The 19354-nt window shown below is 73.2% G+C and carries 17 protein-coding genes and 1 pseudogene; 10 read left to right on the top strand and 8 right to left on the bottom strand.

Going from position 1 to position 19354, the window contains the following annotated elements:
• Positions 1-408: 408 nt before the first annotated feature.
• Positions 409-1467, bottom strand: coding sequence for an ABC transporter ATP-binding protein (locus tag MKK60_RS01995; protein WP_243983663.1), 1059 nt, complete (start codon positions 1465-1467; stop codon positions 409-411).
• 4 nt (positions 1468-1471) lie between these two features.
• Entirely contained in the window at positions 1472-2158 is a 687-nt protein-coding gene (locus MKK60_RS02000) for a Crp/Fnr family transcriptional regulator (RefSeq protein ID WP_147727456.1), read from the bottom strand.
• A gap of 263 nt (positions 2159-2421) precedes the next feature.
• On the opposite strand from MKK60_RS02000, the gene MKK60_RS02005 reads away from it, so the two are divergent.
• The 3 genes from MKK60_RS02005 to MKK60_RS02015 all read left to right on the top strand — a co-directional run bounded on the left by MKK60_RS02005 (position 2422) and on the right by MKK60_RS02015 (position 6634).
• On the top strand, positions 2422-3405 hold the full coding sequence (locus MKK60_RS02005) for a UDP-3-O-acyl-N-acetylglucosamine deacetylase (RefSeq protein ID WP_243983664.1): 984 nt from the start codon (positions 2422-2424) through the stop codon (positions 3403-3405).
• A 69-nt stretch (positions 3406-3474) separates the two neighbouring features.
• A complete protein-coding gene (locus MKK60_RS02010) occupies positions 3475-5343 on the top strand; it encodes an ABC-F family ATP-binding cassette domain-containing protein (RefSeq protein ID WP_243937540.1) in 1869 nt (622 codons plus the stop codon).
• Between the two features lie 130 nt (positions 5344-5473).
• Complete coding sequence (locus MKK60_RS02015; protein ID WP_409567352.1) at positions 5474-6634, top strand: glycosyltransferase; 1161 nt, start codon at positions 5474-5476, stop codon at positions 6632-6634.
• 35 nt (positions 6635-6669) lie between these two features.
• Here MKK60_RS02015 and MKK60_RS02020 read toward each other — a convergent pair whose 3' ends face one another.
• Entirely contained in the window at positions 6670-7989 is a 1320-nt protein-coding gene (locus tag MKK60_RS02020; protein WP_243983668.1) for an MFS transporter, read from the bottom strand.
• Positions 7990-8232: 243 nt separating this feature from the next.
• On the opposite strand from MKK60_RS02020, the pseudogene MKK60_RS02025 reads away from it, so the two are divergent.
• Positions 8233-9114 (top strand): annotated as a pseudogene (locus tag MKK60_RS02025) (alpha/beta fold hydrolase); the annotation flags it as partial.
• Positions 9115-9118: 4 nt separating this feature from the next.
• Here MKK60_RS02025 and MKK60_RS02030 read toward each other — a convergent pair.
• Positions 9119-9829, bottom strand: a complete 711-nt coding sequence (locus tag MKK60_RS02030) for a dihydrofolate reductase family protein (protein ID WP_243983670.1) — start codon at positions 9827-9829, stop codon at positions 9119-9121.
• Positions 9830-9896: 67 nt separating this feature from the next.
• Entirely contained in the window at positions 9897-11021 is a 1125-nt protein-coding gene (locus tag MKK60_RS02035; protein WP_243983672.1) for a hypothetical protein, read from the bottom strand.
• An 85-nt stretch (positions 11022-11106) separates the two neighbouring features.
• Here MKK60_RS02035 and MKK60_RS02040 point away from each other — a divergent pair, with 85 nt between their 5' ends.
• The 5 genes from MKK60_RS02040 to MKK60_RS02060 all read left to right on the top strand — a co-directional run bounded on the left by MKK60_RS02040 (position 11107) and on the right by MKK60_RS02060 (position 15481).
• Positions 11107-11544 (top strand): GlcG/HbpS family heme-binding protein, encoded by a 438-nt coding sequence (locus tag MKK60_RS02040; RefSeq protein ID WP_243983674.1) that lies wholly within the window; start codon positions 11107-11109, stop codon positions 11542-11544.
• 4 nt (positions 11545-11548) lie between these two features.
• Positions 11549-13144 (top strand): peptide ABC transporter substrate-binding protein, encoded by a 1596-nt coding sequence (locus MKK60_RS02045; RefSeq protein ID WP_243983676.1) that lies wholly within the window; start codon positions 11549-11551, stop codon positions 13142-13144.
• Between the two features lie 75 nt (positions 13145-13219).
• Entirely contained in the window at positions 13220-13414 is a 195-nt protein-coding gene (locus tag MKK60_RS02050) for a hypothetical protein (RefSeq protein ID WP_147729510.1), read from the top strand.
• A gap of 43 nt (positions 13415-13457) precedes the next feature.
• On the top strand, positions 13458-14381 hold the full coding sequence (locus MKK60_RS02055) for an ABC transporter permease (protein WP_243983677.1): 924 nt from the start codon (positions 13458-13460) through the stop codon (positions 14379-14381).
• Positions 14378-15481 (top strand): ABC transporter permease, encoded by a 1104-nt coding sequence (locus tag MKK60_RS02060; RefSeq protein ID WP_243932115.1) that lies wholly within the window; start codon positions 14378-14380, stop codon positions 15479-15481. The genes MKK60_RS02055 and MKK60_RS02060 overlap by 4 nt, the downstream gene beginning before the upstream one ends.
• 18 nt (positions 15482-15499) lie before the next feature.
• Here the strand turns inward: MKK60_RS02060 and MKK60_RS02065 are convergent, their stop codons facing one another.
• Entirely contained in the window at positions 15500-15847 is a 348-nt protein-coding gene (locus MKK60_RS02065) for a hypothetical protein (RefSeq protein ID WP_243983679.1), read from the bottom strand.
• Positions 15848-15962: 115 nt separating this feature from the next.
• On the opposite strand from MKK60_RS02065, the gene MKK60_RS02070 reads away from it, so the two are divergent.
• Positions 15963-17441, top strand: a complete 1479-nt coding sequence (locus MKK60_RS02070; RefSeq protein ID WP_147843944.1) for an MFS transporter — start codon at positions 15963-15965, stop codon at positions 17439-17441.
• A gap of 43 nt (positions 17442-17484) precedes the next feature.
• Here MKK60_RS02070 and MKK60_RS02075 read toward each other — a convergent pair whose 3' ends face one another.
• Positions 17485-18438: a glucokinase gene (locus MKK60_RS02075; protein WP_409566101.1), complete on the bottom strand. Its 954-nt coding sequence runs from the start codon at positions 18436-18438 to the stop codon at positions 17485-17487.
• Positions 18439-18572: 134 nt separating this feature from the next.
• Positions 18573-19322, bottom strand: coding sequence for a trehalose-phosphatase (gene otsB / locus MKK60_RS02080; RefSeq protein WP_243937524.1), 750 nt, complete (start codon positions 19320-19322; stop codon positions 18573-18575).
• Positions 19323-19354 lie beyond the last annotated feature (32 nt).

Raw genomic sequence — 19354 nt, forward strand, 5'->3', positions numbered from 1 at the left:
CGGCGGCATCGCGGTCGCCGGCTCCGACAGGCTGATCTTTAAGGTGATGACGAACGGCACCAGGAAGAAGGCGCCAAGCCAGAGCCAGACCGGCAGGCGGAGAAGGGCTGCAAGAGCGCGCGCACGCGACGGTGCGATCATCGCATCGACCTCTTTCCTTTTCCGGCCACCGAGGCGCCGATATTCTCACATCCCGCGAGCGGAGCCGTCCGGCCATCCCTCCCCCCTCCGCGGGGAAGGGTGGGCCTCGCGTGAGCGAGGGTCGGGAGAGGGAGCGCCGGATCCGGCATCGTCGCTCCCCTCTCCCGACCCGCTTCGCGGCCCACCCTCCCCCGCAGAGGGGGGAGGGAACGGGTGGCGACGTCGACGCGCGAGGCATGACGATGATCGTGGGGATCGCTCGTCCTCTCATGCCGGCAGGATCGTCGCTGCATCGGGGGCGAAGCGGACCGCGACCGCTTCGCCCACGGCCGGCGCGCCCTCGCCCGGCGCGGTTGTCGCGCGCAGGCAGGTGCCGTCGGCGAGGCGGACGACGCGGCGGGTGCGGTCGCCGAGGAAGGTCTCCTCGATCAGCGTCCCGGGCACGCCCTCCCCGCTCAGGCTCAGGTCTTCGGGACGCACGGCGAGGACGATGTCGGCGCCGGCTGAAAGCGGCGCGTCCGGCGCGCGCGCAAGCAGCGGTCCTACCACGCTCTCGACGCCGCGATGCGGGCGGGGCTCCTCCGCCCCGAGGCGGCCGGGGATGAGGTTCACGTCGCCGAGCAGGCCTGCGACGAATCGCGTGGCCGGCCGGCGGTAGAGGTCGGCCGGGCGGCCCACCTGTACGAGCCGGCCGCGATCCATCACGCCGATGCGGTCGGCCAGGGTCATCGCCTCCGCGGGATCGTGGGTGACGACGACGAAGGTGGTGGCGAGGCGGCGCTGCAGCGCGCGCAGCTCCGCCTGCGTCTCCTCGCGCAGCGTGCGGTCGAGGGCCGCCATCGGCTCGTCGAGGAGCAGCACCCGCGGCTCGCGGGCGAGCGCCCGGGCCAACGCCACGCGCTGGCGCTGGCCGCCCGAGAGCGTCGCCGGCGCGCGGTCCGCGAAGCCCTCGAGGCGCACGAGGCGCAGCAGCGCGGCGACCCGCTCGGCCGTCGCCGCGCGGCCGGCGACGAGGCCATCGAGCCCGTAGGCGACGTTCCGGCCGACGCTCATGTGCGGGAACAGCGCGTAGGACTGGAACATCATGTTCACCGGCCGGCGATGGGCCGGCAGCGCGGCGAGGTCCCGGTCGCCGAGGCGGATCGCGCCCGAGCTCGGCGCCTCGAACCCGGCGATCAGGCGCAGCAGCGTGCTCTTCCCGCACCCCGAAGGCCCGAGCAGGCAGAAGAACTCGGACGCCGCCAGGTCGAGGGAGACGGCGTCGACGGCCGTTCCGGCCCCGAACCGCTTGGTCAGGTTCTCGAGTCGCAGCAGCGGCGCGGACAAGGGCTCAGCCGTCCTCGCGCAGGGCCTCGGCGACCCGGGCCTCCAGCAGGTCCGGCCGGCGGATCACCAGGGCGCCGCGGGTGCGGTCGACGAGGCCCTCCGCCGCCATCACCGTGAACTCGCGGGTCACCTGCTCGCGGCGGCAGCCGATGCGGGCGGCGAGCACGTGGTGGTAGGGCGGCGGCGTCACCACCCGCTCGTCGCCCCCGCCCGCCCGCGGCACCGAGAGCCGCAGCAGCTCGGCATAGAGGCGGTGGCGCAGGTCGAGCAGCGCGTGCTCCATCAGGCGGGTGTTGAGCTCGCGCACGCGCTTGGTCAGCAGGCGGAACAGCCGGTCGGCGATGGCTTCCGAGGCGAACACCATCTGCCGGAACACCGAGGCCGGGACGACGCAGAGCTCGCCGCGGGTCAGCGCCGTGACGTTGGCCGAGCGGCCGACGCCGTCCAGCGCCGACAGCTCCCCGAAGAACGCGCCGCCGCGCATCTCGCCCAGGATCACCTCCTTGCCGGACTGCGTGCGGTTGAGGATGCGCACCTCGCCGGTGGCGAGGAAGTAGACGTCGGTGGAGACGTCGTCGAAGTCGACCAGCACCTCGTTCTCGTCGAAGCGGCGCCAGTGGCAGCGCGTCTCGAAGGGGCCGAGCTCGATGCCCGGCTCCTTGAAGAACGGAATGGTGGAGAGCCGTGCCATCGAAAACCGGTCCCTTCGCGATGCGCCGGGACCGCCGCGCCGCGGACCGTCTGAAAGTCCGCGCGACCGGCCCGACCCGGAGCATCGCGTCGTCGAGCTTGTTGCCGGATCGTGACGACCGGGTCGTCACCGGTCAAGCCGACCGTCGGCGATGGAGGTGGATGGGGCCGCGCCGGACTACGCGAGACTGTGATTTCCCGCTCGCGCCGACGTCGCTTAAGTGAAGGACCGCATTCGGCCTGCGAGGGCGCCCGGGATCCGGAATGCCGCGCTTGTTGCCCCCCGATCGAAGGCCTCCGGCCTCACCGCCCGACCTTTTCGCGCCGGGACGCGCGGCGATTTCGATCCCCCTCGACGCGCGCCACGCCCCGGCCGGCCCCGGGTTCGGCGGTCGTCGGGCGACCCTCGGGGCCGCGTTCACGCTGGCGGGACGCGGGCTTCACACCGGGCGCCGCGCGACCGTGCGCGTCGGCCCGGCCCCGCCCGGGCACGGCATCGTCTTCCGCCGGCGGCTTCACGGCGGGCGAGCGGTCGACGTCCCGGCGCTGTGGACCCTGCGCGAGCGCCAGCCTTTGTGCACGGCGTTGCGCTCGCCGGAGGGGCCGCTGGTCCGCACCGTCGAGCACCTGCTCGCCGCGCTCTCGGCCGAGCGCATCGACGAGGCGCTCGTCGAGATCGATGCCGAGGAGCTTCCGATCTTCGACGGCAGCGCGGTGCCCTGGTGCCGCGCGATCCGCGCGGCGGGCCGGATCGAGAATGGCGAGCCGCGCCGCATGATCCGGGTGCTGCGAACCGTCGAGGTGGTGGACGGCCGGCGCACGCTGCGCATCGCGCCGCATGACGGGCTCCACGTCTCCGCCCACCTCGCGCTGGCGCATTTCGGCCCGCTCGACTGGACCGGCCCGGTCACGCCGGACGTGTTCCTCGCGGAGATCGCGCCGGCGCGCAGCTTCGGGCGCTACTGGCGCGCGATGCTCGGGCGCGCCTACGGCTTCGCGACGCGCAAGCCGTTCCTGCAGGGCTGCGGCGCGCGCTCGGCGGCGATGATCGTGCGCGGGGGGATCGTCGGCGGGATGCGGGTGCCCGACGAGCCGGTGCGCCACCGCGTCCTCGACCTCGTCGGCGACCTCGCGCTCGCCGGCCATCCGATCCTCGGGCGGCTGACGGCGGCCCATACCGGGCACGAGCTCAACCACGCGCTGGTCGCCAAGCTGATGTCCGACCCGACGGCTTGGGACCTGGTCTGAGGCGTCCCACGACTCAAGCGCATGGCACCGCACGCTTGCCACCGGGCGCCGGTCTCGCCAGAACGCCCCATGCTCCGCGTCAACGACCTCACCCTCCGCATCGGCGAGCGCCTGATCCTCGACGGCGCGAGCTTCTCGATCCCCGACCGCGCCCGCGTCGGCCTCGTCGGCCGCAACGGCGCCGGCAAGACCACCTTGTTCAAGGCGATCCTCGGCGAGTGGCCGGTGGATGCGAGCGCGGTCTCGATGCCCAAGGGCATGCGCATCGGCGCGGTGGCGCAGGAGGCGCCGGCCGGGCCCGAGACGCTCCATGCGGTCGTGCTCGCCGCCGACACCGAGCGCGCGAAGCTCATGGCCGAGGCGGAGGGCGCCGACGGGCTGCGCCGTGCCGAGATCGAGACGCGGCTCGTCGACATCGGCGCGCATTCGGCGCCGGCCCGCGCGGCGGCGATCCTGCACGGCCTCGGCTTCGACGCGGCGGCGCAGAACCGGCCGTGCTCGGACTTCTCCGGCGGCTGGCGCATGCGCGTGGCGCTCGCCGCGGTGCTGTTCTCCGAGCCCGACCTGCTGCTGCTGGACGAGCCGACCAACTACCTCGACATCGAGGGCACGATCTGGCTCTACGACTACCTCGAGCGCTATCCCCGCACCGCGATCATCATCTCCCACGACCGCGACCTGCTCGACGAGTCGGTCGACCACATCCTGCACCTCGACCGCGGCAAGCTGACGATCTACCGCGGCGGCTACACCTCCTTCGCCAAGCAGCTCTCCGAGAAGCGGATGCTCCAGGCCAAGGCCAAGGTGAAGCAGGATGCCGAGCGGGCGCATCTCCAGAGCTTCATCGACCGGTTCAAGGCCAAGGCGACGAAGGCGCGCCAAGCGCAGTCGCGCGTCAAGAAGCTCGCCAAGATGGTGCCGATCGCCGGGCTGATCGAGGACGACGTGCCGGTGATCCACCTGCCGAGCCCGGAGAAGCCGCTCTCGCCGCCGATCGTGGCGATGGAGCGGGTGGCGGCCGGCTACCCCGACCGCATCGTGCTCTCGGGCCTCAACCTCAGCCTCGCCCCCGACGACCGCGTCGCGCTGCTCGGCGCCAACGGCAACGGCAAGTCGACCTTCTGCAAGCTCATCGGCGGCCGGCTCGACGCGCTGTCCGGCGAGCTGCGCCGCTCCTCGAAGATGAAGGTCGCCTACTTCGCCCAGCATCAGCTCGACGAGCTGCGCCCGGCCGAGAACGCGGTGGCGCACCTGCGCACGCTGATGCCGGACGCTCCCGAGGCGCGGGTGCGCGCCGCCACCGCCCGGCTCGGGTTTCCCGCCAACAAGGCGGACACGCCGGTCTCGCAGCTCTCGGGCGGCGAGAAGGCCCGCCTGCTGATGGGGCTCGCCGCCTTCGAGGGGCCGCACCTGCTGATCCTCGACGAGCCGACCAACCACCTCGACATCGAGAGCCGGCAGGCGCTGGTCGAGGCGATCAACGACTACGAGGGCGCGGTCATCCTGGTCAGCCACGACCGCTTCCTGGTCGAGGCCTGCGCCGACCGGCTCTGGCTGGTCGCCGACGGCTCCGTGAAAACCTTCGACGGCGACATGGACGATTACCGGCGCCTCGTGCTGGCCGGTCCCGAGCGCGACGCCGCCCGCGACGAGGACGCCTCGGGCGGCAAGCAGGCCGAGGCGCGGCGCTCGGCGGTGGAGCGCCGCGCCGCGCTTGCCCCCTTGCGCAAGCGGCTCGAAGGCTTGGAGGCGCGCATGGACAAGCTCACTGCCGCCATCGCGAAGATCGACGCGGCGCTCGGCGACGGCACCGCCTTCCTGCAGAACGCGGCCAAGGCCGGCGAGATCGCGAAGATGCGCGCCGACGCGGTCGCGGCGCTCGGGGCCGCCGAGGAGGAATGGCTCTCGGTGAGCGGGGAGATCGAGGCGGCGGCCTGATCGGCCTTCAGCCCCTGTACAGGCGCGGCCCGCGACAGGATGTCGACGTTCCACGATACGAACCGTCGCCGTGCGGGAGAGCGTCGGCGATCGAGGATGGATGATGCCTGATACGGTCGTGCTCGATGCCATCGCGCCGACGACGCCGGCGGCCGGTGGGCCGGACACGGTCGTCGCCATTCCCGTGCGCAACGAGGCCGAGCGCATCGGCTTCTGCCTCGACGCCCTCGATGCGCAGCAGGGCCTGGCCCCGGGCCGCCTCGGCATCGTGCTCTTCCTCAACAACTGCACGGACGACACCGCCCGCATCGTCGCCGAGCTGGTGCCGCAGCTTTCCGTGCCGGTGCGGGTGATCGAAATGGAATATGCCGGCGCCCATGCCGGCTGGGCCCGGCGCAAAGCGATGGACGCGGCCGCCGGCTGGCTCGGCGGCGCCGGCACCATCCTGTCCACCGACGCCGACAGCCGCGTGCCGCCGGACTGGGTCTTCGCCAACCTGCGCGCGCTCGCGGCCGGCGCCGACGCGGTCGCGGGCCGGGTCGAGCTGATCCCCGAGGAGGCGGCCCTGCTGCCGCCCTCGCTCCCGGCCCGCGGACGCCTGGAAGACGCCTACAGCGCGCTCCTGACCGAGGCGGAGGCGCGGATCGACCCCGATCCGAACGACCCGTGGCCGTGCCACCGCACCACCATCGGCGCGACGCTCGCCGTCAGCCGCGACGCCTACGCCCGGGTCGGCGGCATGCCGGAGATCGCCCTCGGCGAGGACGGCGCCTTCGTCGCCCGCCTCCTCGCGCACGGGTTCCGGGTCCGCCACGACCCGGCGGTGATGGTGTTCATCTCCGCCCGCCTCACCGGCCGGGCGCCGGGCGGGGTTGCCGACACCATCCGCTCCCGCTGCGAGGATCCCGGCGCGCTCTGCGACGCGCGACTCGAACCGGTGCCGCGCGCGCTCCATCGCTACCTCTGGCGCCGCCGCCTGCGCCGGCTCCATGCCTCCGGCCGGCTCGGGACGAGCACGGCCTGGGCGCGCCGCCTCGGCATCCCCGCGGACGAGGCGGCGCGGATCGCCGCCCTCCCCCTTGTCGGCCAGGTCGTCGCGGAGGCCGAGCGCGCCAGCCCGAAGCTGAAGCACGCGCCGCTGAGCGTCCCGCGACTGCCCGGCCAGATCCGGCTCGCGAAGGCGGTGCTGCCGGTCGTGCGGGCGTTCGCATCGGTTCGGGACCGATGGGAGGGGCCAGTGGCTGTCGCGGCGTCGACATCGGCAGGGGCGGTCACGCGGGCCATGCCCTGAACCAGGTAAGGCGCCGGTCCCCTCTCCCGGTGGCCTCAGGCCCGCGCCGGCGCGGGCGCCGGCGACTTCGCCTTTCCGAGCCCCAGCACCAGGGCGCAGCCGATGGCGGAGAGGATCACCAGCGGCATCAGCCCCAGCGGGTAGCTTCCCGTCGCGTCCTTGATGATGCCGAGGAGGTAGGTGCCGAGGAACCCGCCGATGTTGCCGATGGCGTTGATCTGGGCGATGCCGGCCGCGGCCGCGCCCGCCGAGAGCCATTCGGTCGAGAGCGCCCAGAACGGGCCCTTCACGGTGTAGGTCGCGGTGATGGCGAGGCACAGGATCAGGATCGTCGGCCAGAGCTGGCTCGTCAGCAGGGACGCGGCGAGGCTGGCGGCCAGCAGCCCGAGCGGCAGCGCGGTGTGCCAGACGCGCTCGCGCCGCCTGTCCGAGGACCGCCCCCAGACGATCATCAGCACCGAGGCGATGCCGAAGGGGATCGCGTTCAGCAGACCGGTCTCGAGGTTGGTCAGGCCGAAGGACTTGATGATCTGCGGTTGCCACAGCGACAGGCACTGGCTCGCCCCGGAGGCGCCGGCGTAGATCAGCGAGGCGGCGAGCACGTAGCGGTTGGTCATCACCTGCCGCAGCGAGAGGTGGCCGGCGGGCCTCCCCGCCCCCTCCACCACCGAGGCCCGGTCGTCCGCCAGGCGCTCGGTGAGCCAGGCGCGCTGCTGCGGCGTCAACCAGCTCGCGCGGGCGGGGCCGTCCGGCAGCAGGACGAAGGCGAGGATGCCGAGCAGCACCGCCGGCACCGCCTCGATCAGGAACAGCCACTGCCAGCCGCGGAAGCCGAGCATCCCGTTGGTGCCGAGCAGCCAGGCCGAGAGCGGCGACCCGAGGAAGCTCGAGATCGGGATCGCGACCATGAAGATCGCCACGATCCGCCCGCGATAGGCGCGCGGGTACCAGTAGGTCAGGTAGAGGATCACGCCGGGGAAGAACCCGGCCTCGGCCGCCCCGAGCAGCAGGCGCACCGCGTAGAACGAGACCGGGCCCACGACGAAGGCCATCCCGGCCGAGACGAGCCCCCAGGTGATCATGATCCGCGCGAGCCAGATGCGGGCGCCGAAGCGCTCCATCGCGACGTTGCTCGGCACCTCGCACAGCACGTAGGACACGTAGAACAGGCCGCCGCCGAGGCCGAACTGCGCCGGCGACAGGCCGATGTCCTGGTTCATCTGCAGGGCGGCGAAGCCCGCGTTCACCCGGTCGACGAAGGCGACGAAGTAGGCCAGCATCAGGAACGGCAGGATGCGCCACGTCACCGTGCGCAGGGTGGCGCGCTCGATCGCGCCGATCTCCGCCTGAGCCATGGTCCGTCACTCCCTCGCGTCGCCGGCGCATCCGGCGTTCCAGGAACCCGGCACCCCTCGGCCGGGGACGATCGCGACACCGCCGCCCCCCTGTCAACGGCTGCCGGGTGCGGCGCCGAGGGCGCGATGCGACGGCGAGGCACCAGGCGGCGCCAGGCAACGTTCCGCCCGCTCATCCCGTTGTCGCGACGACCGATCCGTCCCGAGACGAGGCGCAAGGCGATGGCGACGAGCCCCAACGGCTTACCCCCTGCCCTTCCCGGGCGGCGGGAGGTGATCGACACGGCGGCCGGCCGGGTGAGCGTCTACGGCTCGGCCGAGGCCGAAGGGATGCCGCTGCTGCTGATCCACTCGATCAACGCCGCCGCCAACGCCTACGAGGTCCGCCCGCTCTACCTGCATGCGCAGGGGCGGCGCCCGGTCTACGCCCTCGATCTGCCGGGCTTCGGCTTCTCCGAACGTTCGCGCCGGCTCTACAACCCGCGGGTGATGGCGGACGCGATCCACGCCGTCGCCGACGCGATCGCGCGCCGGCACGGCGGCGTCCGCATCGACGCGATCGCGCTCTCGCTCTCGGCCTCCTACCTCGCCCGCGCCGTGGTCGAGCGGCCGGAGGCCTATCGTTCGATCGGCCTGATCAGCCCGACCGGGTTCGACCGGCGCCTCTCCGGGCGCGGGCCGGCGGGCGGCGACCGCGGCAGCCCGCGCGTCCGTGCGATCGTCGATTCGCGCCTCCTCGGGCCGGCGCTGTTCGCCCTCCTCGTCAGCCGCCCGAGCATGCGCTTCTTCCTGCAGAAGACCTTCGGCTCGAAGCGGATCGACGAGGGGCTGTTCGCCTACGACTACCGCTCGGCCCACCAGCCCGGGGCGCGGCACGCGCCCTACTGCTTCGTGGCCGGCCACCTGTTCCCGACCGACGCCACCACGCTCTACGAGGCGCTGACGCTCCCGGTGCTGATGCTCCACGGCAGCCGCGGCGACTTCGTCGACTTCCGCGACGCGCCGCGCTTCGCCGCCCGGCCGAACTGGACGATCCGGGCCCTGCCGACCGGGGCCTTCCCGCATTTCGAGGACCCGGCGACGGTGACGGGGCTCTTCGACGGGTTCTTCGCCGGCCTCGCCTGACCGCTCAGGCCGCGGCGACGCGATAGCGGAGCCAGACCACCCCGCCGGACAGGGTCTCGCAGGATCTCAGCTCGAGCCGGCGCTTGGCCCCGAGCGAGTCGGCCTCGGTGCCGTCGACGTCGAACACCGCGGGCGTGCCGCGAAGGCCGTCGACGGCCGGGGCGAGCAGCAGGCTGAGCTCGTCGATCACGCCGGCCCGCAGCATCGAGCCGTTGAGGCCGCCGCCGCTCTCGACCAGGAGGCGGGCGATGCCGAACAGGCGGCCGAGCTTCTCCACCGCCAGCGCGAAGTCGATCGTCTCGGTGCCGGCGAACAGGTAGGATTGCCCGCCCGCCCGCAGGCGTCTCAGATGCGCGTCGGGGACGGCCTCGGTCAGGACCACCACCACGTGATCGCCGGTGATCTCGTTCCGCGCGCCCCAGTCGAGGCGACCCTTCGCGTCGAGGGCCACCGCGTAGCCGGACGCGTCGCGCCGGGCGACGTGGTCCTCGCGCGGCACCGGGCCGTCATCGGCGGGCGGGGCGGCGAGCGGCGTGGCGCTGTCGGCGTAGCCCTGCATGGTGACGCGGCCGCACATCCAGGCATCGCCGTCGAGGCGCGCGTGCACCGTCTCGTAATGGCCGTCGGCGTCGATCCCCCAGCGGCGGGTCTTGATCCGCCCGTCGACGGAGCTGGTCATGTGGCAGATCACGTGCGGTCTGGCGGTCTCGGCCATCGTCGGGTCTCCTGCGGACGGGTCGCCGCCGGAACTAGCCCGCGACGGCCCTTCGCACAGGGGCCGCTCAGCTGACGCGCCAGCGTGATTCGAAGCCGATCAGGCGCGCCGCGCCCAACGCGGCGCTCTCGGCGCACTCGGCCGGGATCCGGCGCCACGCCGGAGGCCTGCGGAAATCGAAGCGGCGCATCGTCTCGCGCATCAGGAGCGCGATCTGCGCCTCGGTCTCCGGCGGGATCGGCCGCCCGGCCCACTCGTTCGGCGCCCGTGCCGGCGCCGCGGCGACGACGCGATCCCACGGCAGGCCCCAGGCGAGGTCGGCGAAGCGCGCGCAGGTGGCGGCGAAGCGGTCGGCGATCTCCTCGGCGAGGTCCGGAGCGTCGCCGCGGAACGGCTCCGGATCGAGACCGCGCGACCACGCCGCCTGGTCGAGGACGTGGCCGATCTGGCGCGGGTGGCCCTCCACCTGGCGGTGGACCCGGAGGTGCCGCAGGCGGCGCGAGGCCTCGACGGCGAGCGGCCCGGAACTGCGGTTGGTCACGGTCCGCAGGGCGTCGGCGTCCATCATCGGCGCGAGCCGCGCGGTCAGCCCGAGCGCGGCGACGAACCGCTCGACCAGCGTCGCGTCGGAGCGCGCGTCGCGCAGCGGCACGGCGATCACGGCGCCGTCCGTCGCCCGCGCCCAGGGCGCGATCAGCGCGCGATAGTCGAGCCGCCCGGAGCGGCGGTTCGCACGAGCGTATTCGCGGAAGCTGCGCGGCTCCTTCACCAGCTGCGCGCGGTGGGCGTAGGCGGAGTTCAGGAACTCGAACGGCGGCTTGACCGCCATCACGACCTCCATCGCGAAGCCCCGGCGGGCGAACGCCTCGGACAGCGTCCGGGGCACGCCGAAGCTCGGCCGCTGCACCGAGAAGTCCTCGTAGGACAGGATCACCGTGTCGGCGTCCGTCTCGGACAGGACGCGATCGAGGCGCGCGAGCATCGCGCGGCGCTCCGCCTTCGGCCGCCGCCCGTCGAGCGCCTCGCCCAATCCCTGGTGGTTGACGTCGGACCCGGGCTGGGCGCCTTCGGGTGCGAGGTCCGGGTAGAGCAGGCCGGCTTCCGCCAGCCGCGGCCGCAGGTTGGCCAGCACCTGCTGCAGCGATGTGGACCCCGTCCGGGGCATTCCGATATGGATGATCGCGCGACGCACCGTCGATCGCCTCCCTGTCCTGATCCCTGGCCGTCGCGGACCGTCCGCGCGGCCGTCCGTCCCCCCAAGATCCCCCTCGGTTCCGATGATCGACCTGACGCTCGAGGCCGCCCGCACCATCGTCGCCACCGCCCTGGAGACGGCGCGAACGCGCGGCCTGAAGCCGCTTGCGGTGGTTGTATATGACGATCGCGGTTCTCTAAAATGTGTCCAGGCGGAGGACGGCACCTCGCTTCGCCGCGCCGAGATCGCGATGGGCAAGGCCAACGGCGCGCTCGCGCTCGGCCTCGGCTCGCGGGCGATCCACGCCCGCGCCGAGGCGCAGCCCTACTTCGTCGCCGCGGTGAGCCACGTGGTCGGGCCGGCGGCCCTGGTGCCGGTCCCGGGCGGCGTGCTGGTCCGTGCGGCCGACGGGCGCCTTCTCGGCGCCGTCGGCATCTCCGGCGACACCTCGGACAACGACGAGATCTGCGCGGTCGCCGGCATCGAGGCCGCCGGGCTCGTGCACGAGACCGGCGCCTGAGCCGATGCGCCTGCCGCGCCGTGGCTGGCTGATCGGCGCCGGCGCCCTGCTGCTCGGGGGCTCGGCCGGGGCCGGAGCGGCCCCGGAGGCCACGTATCGGCGCGGCAACGACGCCGATCCCGAGACCCTCGATCCGCATCGCTCCTCGACGGTGGCCGAGGCGCACATCCTGCGCGACCTCTACGACGGCCTTCTCACCTACGACAATCGCGGCGCCATCGTCCCCGGCGCGGCGGAATCCTGGCGCATCTCGGACGATGCGCTGACCTACACCTTCACCCTGCGCGAAGGCGGGCGCTGGTCGAACGGCGATCCGGTCGAGGCCGAGGCCTTCGTCTATTCCCTGCGCCGCATCCTCGCGCCGGAGACGGCGGCGAAGTACGCCGAGGTGCTGTTTCCGATCCGCAACGCGGCCGCGATCAACCGCGGCGCGATGCCGGCGACGGCGCTCGGCGTCGCGGCGCCGGACCCGCGCACGCTGACGATCGCGCTGGAGGCGCCGACCCCCTACCTCCTCGAATTGCTGACCCACCAGACCGCGCTGCCGGTGCACCGCCCCTCGGTCGAGCGCTTCGGCGACGGCTTCACCCGGCCGGGCAACCTGGTCTCGAACGGCCCCTATGCCCTGGCGGATTCGGTGCCGAACGACCGCATCGTGCTCAGGCGCAACCCGCATTTCCACGCGGCGGCCGAGGTCGCGATCGCGCAGGTCGCCTTCGTGCCGACGCCGGACCTCTCGAGCGCGGTGCGCCGCTACGATGCGGGCGAGCTCGATTCGCTGGCCGACCTGCCGGGCGACCAGATGGCGTCGCTCCGCCGCCGCTTCGGCGACCAGGTGGTGCTGGGACCCTCGCTCGGGCTCTACGCCCTGGCGGTGAACACGCGCAAGCCGCCCTTCGACGACGTCCGCGTCCGACGCGCCCTCTCGCTGGCGCTCGACCGCGAATACCTCGCCGCGGCGTTGTGGGGCGGCACCATGAGCCCGGCCTACTCGCTGTGCCCGCCCGGCCTCGACAACTACCGGACGCCGCCGGAGACCGAGGGGCGCACCCGCCTCCCCATCGACAACGAGGACACGGCGAGGCGCCTGCTCACGGAAGCGGGCTTCGGGCCGGATCGGCCGCTGTGCGTCGAGTACCGCTTCAACACCAGCGACAACAACCGCAACACCGCCGTCGCCGTCGCCGAGATGTGGCGCGGCCTCGGGATCGAGACCCGGTTCGTCTACACCGACGCCAAGACCCACTTCGCCTACCTGCGCGACGGCGGCGACTTCGACGTCGCCCGCATGTCCTGGATCGCCGACTACTCGGACCCGCAGAACTTCCTGTTCCTGCTCACCACCGGCAACGACGGCATGAATCCCGGCCACTGGTCGAACGCCGCGTACGACGCCCTCCTGGCCGAGGCCGCCGCCGAGCGCGACCTCGCCGCCCGCGCCGACCTGCTGTCCCGCGCCGAGAGCCTCGCGATGCGCGACCTGCCTTGGATCCCGGTGATGCACACGCGCTCGAAGGCCCTGATCTCGCCGCGCCTGCACGGCTACGTGCCGAACCTGCGCAACGCCGCGCCGACGCGGTTTCTGCGGCTGGTGGGCTGAGCGCGTGTCCCCGGCGCTTGTCTCGCCGGGGCGGGGGACCGATACAGGGCGGGACCATCGGCAGCGGAGCATTCCATGGACGACGTCGCACCGCCGGCGCCCGACCCGGCCCGCTCCAGGCGTCACCCGATCCTGCTCGGGGTCTTCGTGTTCGCGATGCTGTTCTTCGGCGATCTCTACCTCAATCACGGCACGAACCTCGCCGTCACGCTGCCGGCCTCGCTCGGGATCGGGATCTGGGCCGGGTATCGCGAAGCGCGACGGGCGTGAACGCTCCGACGCGGCATCGTCGCCTCCGACGCCCCGATCGCCCATGACCGGCTACGTCCTGCGCCGGCTGCTGCAGGCGGTCCCGACCCTGTTCGTGGTGATCGCGGCGAGCTTCTTCCTGATGCGGCTCGCGCCCGGCGGCCCGTTCGACCTGGAGCGGCCGCTGGCACCGGCGGCCATGGACAACCTGCGGCGGGTCTATGGGCTCGACCAGCCGCTGGCGGTGCAGTTCGGGCGCTACCTCGCCGCCCTGGCGCGGGGCGATCTCGGGCCGTCCTTCTCGTTTCGCGACCTCACCGTCGCGGACCTGTTCGCCCGCGGCCTGCCGGTCTCGATGATCCTGGGCGGCTTGGCGCTCGCCGTCTCGCTGATCCTCGGGGTCGGTCTCGGCGCGCTGGCGGCCTACCGCCGCGGCGGATGGCTCGACCGCCTCGTCGGGGCGGGCGCCTCCCTCGGTCTCTCGGTGCCGAGCTTCGTCGTCGCGCCGCTGCTGCAGATCGCCTTCGGCCTGTCGCTGCGCTGGCTGCCGGTGAGCGGCTGGGAGGGCGGCGCGCCGACGCATCTCGTGCTGCCGGTGATCACCCTGGCGCTGCCGCAGGCCGCGGGCATCGCCCGGCTCACCCGCGCGGCGATGGCGGAGGCGCTGCGCGCGCAGCACGTGCGGACGATGCGCAGCCTCGGCCTGCCGCCCTGGCGCGTCGCCCGCCACGCGCTGCGCGGCGCGCTGCTGCCGGTCGTCGCGATCCTCGGGCCGCTCTCGGCCGCCCTGCTCACCGGCTCGGTGGTGGTCGAGACCATCTTCGGCCTGCCCGGGATCGGCCGCTACTTCGTCGAGGGCGCGCTGAACCGCGACTACACGCTGGTGATGGGGACGGTGGTGCTGGTGGCGGTCCTCGTCGTCGCCCTCAACCTCGTCGCCGACCTCGTCTCCGCGTGGCTCGACCCGCGCCTGCGGCTGCACGCGTGAGCCTACCCCCGCGCCTGCCGCCGACGCGCCGCGCGCTGCTGCGGCTCTCGCGCCATCGCGGCGCGACGGCGGCCTTCGCCGTGCTTGTCCTGCTGACGCTCGCCTGCCTCGTCGGCCCTTTCCTCACCGGCCATGCGCCGGAGCGGACCTACCCCGACCTGCGCCAGCTTCCCCCCGGCTTCGCGGCGCAGCCCGACGCGGATCATCTGAGGCCGGCGCTCGATCGCCTCGCCTTCCGCATCCGCGCCGCGGTCGCGCAGGCCGAGACGGCGGACGGCGTGCTCCGCCTCGTGCTGGCCTCGGAGGCGCCCATCGACGCGCGCGGCCTCGTCTACCTGCCGCGCTCCGACCTGTTCGGCGAGCCGCGCATCGTCGCCCGCGACGACGAGGGGCGGCGCCTCACCGTCGCGGTGCCGGTCCGCAGGCTGCACTTCCTCCTCGGCACCGACGTGCACGGGCGCGACCTGCTCAGCCGCAGCCTCGTGGCCGGCCGCGTCTCGCTGCTGATCGGGCTCACCGCGACGCTGGTCGCCCTCGGCGTCGGCATCGCCTACGGCGCCGTGGCGGGCTTCGCCGGCGGGGCCGTCGACGCCGCGATGATGCGCGTCGTCGACATCCTCTATGCCCTGCCGTTCGTGTTCTTCGTGATCGTGCTGGTGGTGTTCTTCCGCGCGAGCCTCGTGCTGATCCTGATCGCGATCGGCGCCGTGGAATGGCTCGACATGGCCCGCATCGTCCGCGCCCAGACGCTGGCGCTGCGCCGCCGCGACTTCGTCCGCGCCGCCGAGGCGTTGGGGCTCTCGGCCGCGACCATCCTGCGCCGGCACATCGTGCCCAACACCCTCGGGCCGGTGACGGTGGCCGCCACGCTGCTGGTGCCGCGGGTGATCCTGCTCGAAAGCTTCCTGTCGTTCCTCGGCCTCGGTGTGCAGGAGCCGGCGACGAGCTGGGGCGTGCTGATCGCGGAGGGCGCGCGCAGCCTCGAATCCGCCCCCCACATGCTCGCCGGGCCGGCGGCGTTCTTGGTCGCGACGCTGGTCGCGCTCAACCGGCTCGGCGACGGGCTGGCCGACGCGCTCGATCCGCGCGCCGACGCCTGACGCCCGCGCCCGGCGATGTCACCGCATCTCGGTATAGGCCGGGTAGACCTGCCGGACGCGGCGGCGCTCCTCGGGGATCGGCATCGCCGGGCGCACCCGCGCCTGCGCGGCCGCGGGCAGGACGATGTTGGTCTGGGCCGGGCGCAGGCGCCAGCGGTCGGCGCCGGACATCGCGACCGGCTGCCGGTCCCGGGCGAGCGTCGCGTCGGCGCCGTGCGTCGGCACGATGGCGAGGCCGGCGAGCGCGGCCGTGCCCAGGATCGCCACGCGCAGGTAGGGGCCGAGGCGGCGGGCTCCGGAACGGGCGGCCAAGGAATGGCGGGGCGGGAGGCGCCCTGTCTTGCGGACGTCGAGGCGAGGCTTCATGGGGAGCATCCACGGTGATGCCGCCATCAAAGCCCGCAACGATGAAAGCTCGGCCGAACCTTTTGTTGGTCTCCGCCGTTCTGAACAGCAGTCTCGAGTCAAGGTAAACACAGTCATGGCGACCAAAGTCGAGACGGCCTCGGGCGAGAAGACGCCCGAGCGCGCCCCCATGGGCACGGTCGTCGACACCGACATCTCGGCGCGACTGGACCGGCTGCCCTGGGGCCGGTTCCACGTCCTCGTCATCGTGGCGCTCGGCATCACCTGGGTGCTCGACGGGCTCGAGGTGACGCTCGCCGGGGCGCTGGTCGGGGCGCTGCGCAAGGCGCCGATGAGCTTCACCGAGTTCGACGTCGGCCTGGCCGCCTCGTCCTACCTCGTCGGCGCGGTCACGGGGGCGCTCGGCTTCGGCTGGCTCACCGACCGCATCGGCCGCAAGAAGCTGTTCTTCATCACGCTTGCCCTCTACCTCGCGGCGACCGCGGCGACGGGCCTGTCGTGGAACGTCTATTCCTTCTGCATTTTCCGCTTCCTCACCGGCGCCGGCATCGGCGGCGAGTACACCGCGATCAACTCGACGATCCAGGAGCTCGTCCCCGCCCGCGTGCGCGGCTGGACCGATCTCGTCATCAACGGCTCGTTCTGGATCGGCGCGGCGCTCGGCTCCTTCCTGTCGATCGTCCTGCTGAAGCCCGAGGTGATCGACCCCGCCTGGGGCTGGCGCGTCGCGTTCTTCACCGGCGGCGCCATCGGCCTCGTGATCCTGCTGCTGCGTACCTGGATCCCCGAGAGCCCGCGCTGGCTCGCGACGCACGGCTACACGGCGGAAGCCGACCGGGTCGTCACCGGCATCGAGAAGCGCTTCACCGACGAGGGCCACACCCTGCCGCCGGTCGACGCGGGCAAGCGCATGAAGCTGCGCACCCGCAGCCACACGCCGCTCTCGGAGGTGTTCGGGACGATGTTCGGCACCTCGCGCCGGCAGACCTTCGTCGGGCTGTCGCTGATGATCGCGCAGGCGTTCTTCTACAACGCGCTGTTCTTCACCTACGCCCTGGTGCTGGAGCGCTTCTACGGCGTGCCCGGCGGCAGCGTCGGCTGGTACCTGCTGCCGTTCGCGCTCGGCTCCTTCCTCGGGCCGGTGCTGCTGGGGCGCCTGTTCGACACGGTCGGCCGCCGTCCGATGATCGCCTTCACCTACGGCATCTCCGCGCTGCTGCTCGCGGGCGCGGGGTATCTGTTCAAGATCGAGGTGTTCGGCGCCTGGGCGCAGACCGGCGTGTGGATGGTGGTGTTCTTCTTCGCCTCCGCCGCCGCGAGCGCCGCCTACCTCACGGTGGCCGAGACCTTCCCGCTGGAGATCCGGGCGCTGGCCATCGCCGGCTTCTACGCGATCGGCACCGGCATCGGCGGCGTGTCTGGGCCGCTGCTGTTCGGCTCGCTCGTCGAGACCGGCTCCCGCGACGCGGTCTTCGGCGGCTACCTCGTCGGCGCCGCGCTGATGGCGGTGGCCTCGATCGTCGGCGGCCTCTTCGGCACGGCAGCCGAGGGGCGGTCCCTGGAGGACGTTTCGAAGCCGCTCGCGGCGGCGTGACGGCTCGTCCCGCGCGCTATGATCTGGCCGGGCGGCGTTGAGGTCACGCCCCCCGGCGCCAAACCTGCCCGTGATAGACGAAGGTCTCGCCCTCGCTCGCCAGGGCCGCGAGCCCGGTGAAGGCGGGGTCGTGGACCGTGATGACGCTGGTCGGGATCGCGCGCATCATCGCGGCGAACGGCGCCTTCCGCTCGAAGGAATCGCGAAAGCCGCCCTGCTGCAGCAGCTTGACGATCCGCGGGGCGATGCCGCCGCCGATATAGACGCCGCCGGTGGCCAGGAACGTCAGGGCGAGGTCGCCGCAGACGCGGCCGAGCACGCGACCGAACAGCTCCAGTGCCTCGGCGGCATGCGGGTCGGAGGCGTCGAGCCCGGCCTGGGTCACCGCCGCCGGCTCGATCTTCTCCGGCGGCTCGCCGGTCCTGACGTGGCGCACCGCGGCGTGCAGGCGGGCGAGGCCGGGGCCGGAGAGCACGGTCTCGACGGTGATCCGGTCCTCGACGCGCTCCAGCGCGTGCCAGACCTTCTCCTCGAACGCGTCGGCGGGGCCGATATCGGTGTGGCCCGCCTCGGTCGAGACGATCGCGAGGCGATCCGAATACGGCACCAGGGCTGCGGCGCCGAAGCCGGTGCCGGGCCCGAGCACGACGCGGGCGCCCCCGGGCGCGTGCCCGGTCGGCCCGATCGGGGTCAGGTCGTGCGGCGCGATGCCGGCGGCGCCGGCGGCGACCGGGACGTAATCGTTCACGACGACGGACGAATCGAGGTCGAAATCGGCGCCGATTTTCGCGCCCTCGATCACCCAGTGGGCATTGGTGAGCTGCACCTTCGGGCCGTCGACCCGGCCGGCGATGGCCAGGATCGCCGAGCGCGGCGGCTTTCCGCCTTCATCGCCCTGCTTGGCCAGCGCCGCGCGGATGGCGCTCGACGGGTCGGGGTGGCGCGCCGTCTCCTCGTGCGAGAGCGGGCGCGGCGCGGCGCCCTTGGAATCGACCACCGCGAACCGGGCGTTGGTGCCGCCGATATCGCCGACGAGGACCGGAAACGCGAACATGCGGTACCCTTTCCCGATCGACGCGGGCCGTCCCGGCCGACGCGTCGCTGTCTGTCCGATGGAGCCGCCGGCGCGGCTCAGGCCGCCGGCAGCGTGTCCGGGTCGATGATCCCGCCCGCCGCCCAGCTGCCAAGCAAGGCGTGCACCGCGTTCGGGTCGGCCAGGCGCCGCGCGGCCGCGGTCTCGCCGGGCCCGATGCGGATGCCGAGGCCGCCATACGCCGCGACGCTGGCGAACGCGATCTCGTCGGTGCGGTCGTCGCCGAGGAACACCGCGCGGCGGCCGGCATAGGGGGCGTGCTCGAGGAAGGCGCGGATCGCGTGCGCCTTGGTGGCCGAGGCCGGCACGATCTCGCCGACCGCCTTCCCGAGCTGGAGCCGGTACTGGCCCGACAGCTCGGTGGCGATCGCCGTGACCGCGGCCTCCGCCCGCTCGGCATCGGCCGGGTTCGCCAGGCGCCAGTGCACGGCGACCGAGGCGCCCTTGTCCTCGATCAGCACCGCGTCGAGGTCGGCGACCAGGGCCCGGAGCCGAGGCATCCGCGCACGCAGCTCCGGATGGTCGTCCGGGCTGCCGCCGGTGAGGACGCCGTCGACCCGGCGCTCGACCCCGTGCAGCCCGGCGACGTCGAAGGCGGCGGGTGCGAGGAAGTCGTCGATCACCGAGACCGGGCGCCCGGTCACGATCGCCAGCGCCCCGTCGAGCCGGGCGTGCAGCGCCTGGAGCATCGGCACCAGCCCGGGCTCGACCCGGACGAGGTCCGGCCGCGGCGCGATCTCGACCAGGGTGCCGTCGAAATCCAGGAAGAGGGCGATGGGCGTGTCCAACGGCGGCGCTCCGGGCTGTCGGGTCGGGGCTA

The sequence above is a fragment of the Methylobacterium sp. J-092 genome, assembly GCF_022829325.1.
Taxonomy (GTDB): Bacteria; Pseudomonadota; Alphaproteobacteria; order Rhizobiales; family Beijerinckiaceae; genus Methylobacterium.

Coding starts and splice junctions, on each gene's coding strand:
- MKK60_RS02000 (WP_147727456.1), bottom strand. CDS start 2,158: ATGGCACGGCTCTCCACCATTCCGTTCTTCAAGGAGCCGGGCATCGAG.
- MKK60_RS02005 (WP_243983664.1), top strand. CDS start 2,422: ATGCCGCGCTTGTTGCCCCCCGATCGAAGGCCTCCGGCCTCACCGCCC.
- MKK60_RS02010 (WP_243937540.1), top strand. CDS start 3,475: ATGCTCCGCGTCAACGACCTCACCCTCCGCATCGGCGAGCGCCTGATC.
- MKK60_RS02020 (WP_243983668.1), bottom strand. CDS start 7,989: ATGGCTCAGGCGGAGATCGGCGCGATCGAGCGCGCCACCCTGCGCACG.
- MKK60_RS02030 (WP_243983670.1), bottom strand. CDS start 9,829: ATGGCCGAGACCGCCAGACCGCACGTGATCTGCCACATGACCAGCTCC.
- MKK60_RS02040 (WP_243983674.1), top strand. CDS start 11,107: ATGATCGACCTGACGCTCGAGGCCGCCCGCACCATCGTCGCCACCGCC.
- MKK60_RS02045 (WP_243983676.1), top strand. CDS start 11,549: ATGCGCCTGCCGCGCCGTGGCTGGCTGATCGGCGCCGGCGCCCTGCTG.
- MKK60_RS02050 (WP_147729510.1), top strand. CDS start 13,220: ATGGACGACGTCGCACCGCCGGCGCCCGACCCGGCCCGCTCCAGGCGT.
- MKK60_RS02055 (WP_243983677.1), top strand. CDS start 13,458: ATGACCGGCTACGTCCTGCGCCGGCTGCTGCAGGCGGTCCCGACCCTG.
- MKK60_RS02065 (WP_243983679.1), bottom strand. CDS start 15,847: ATGAAGCCTCGCCTCGACGTCCGCAAGACAGGGCGCCTCCCGCCCCGC.
- MKK60_RS02070 (WP_147843944.1), top strand. CDS start 15,963: ATGGCGACCAAAGTCGAGACGGCCTCGGGCGAGAAGACGCCCGAGCGC.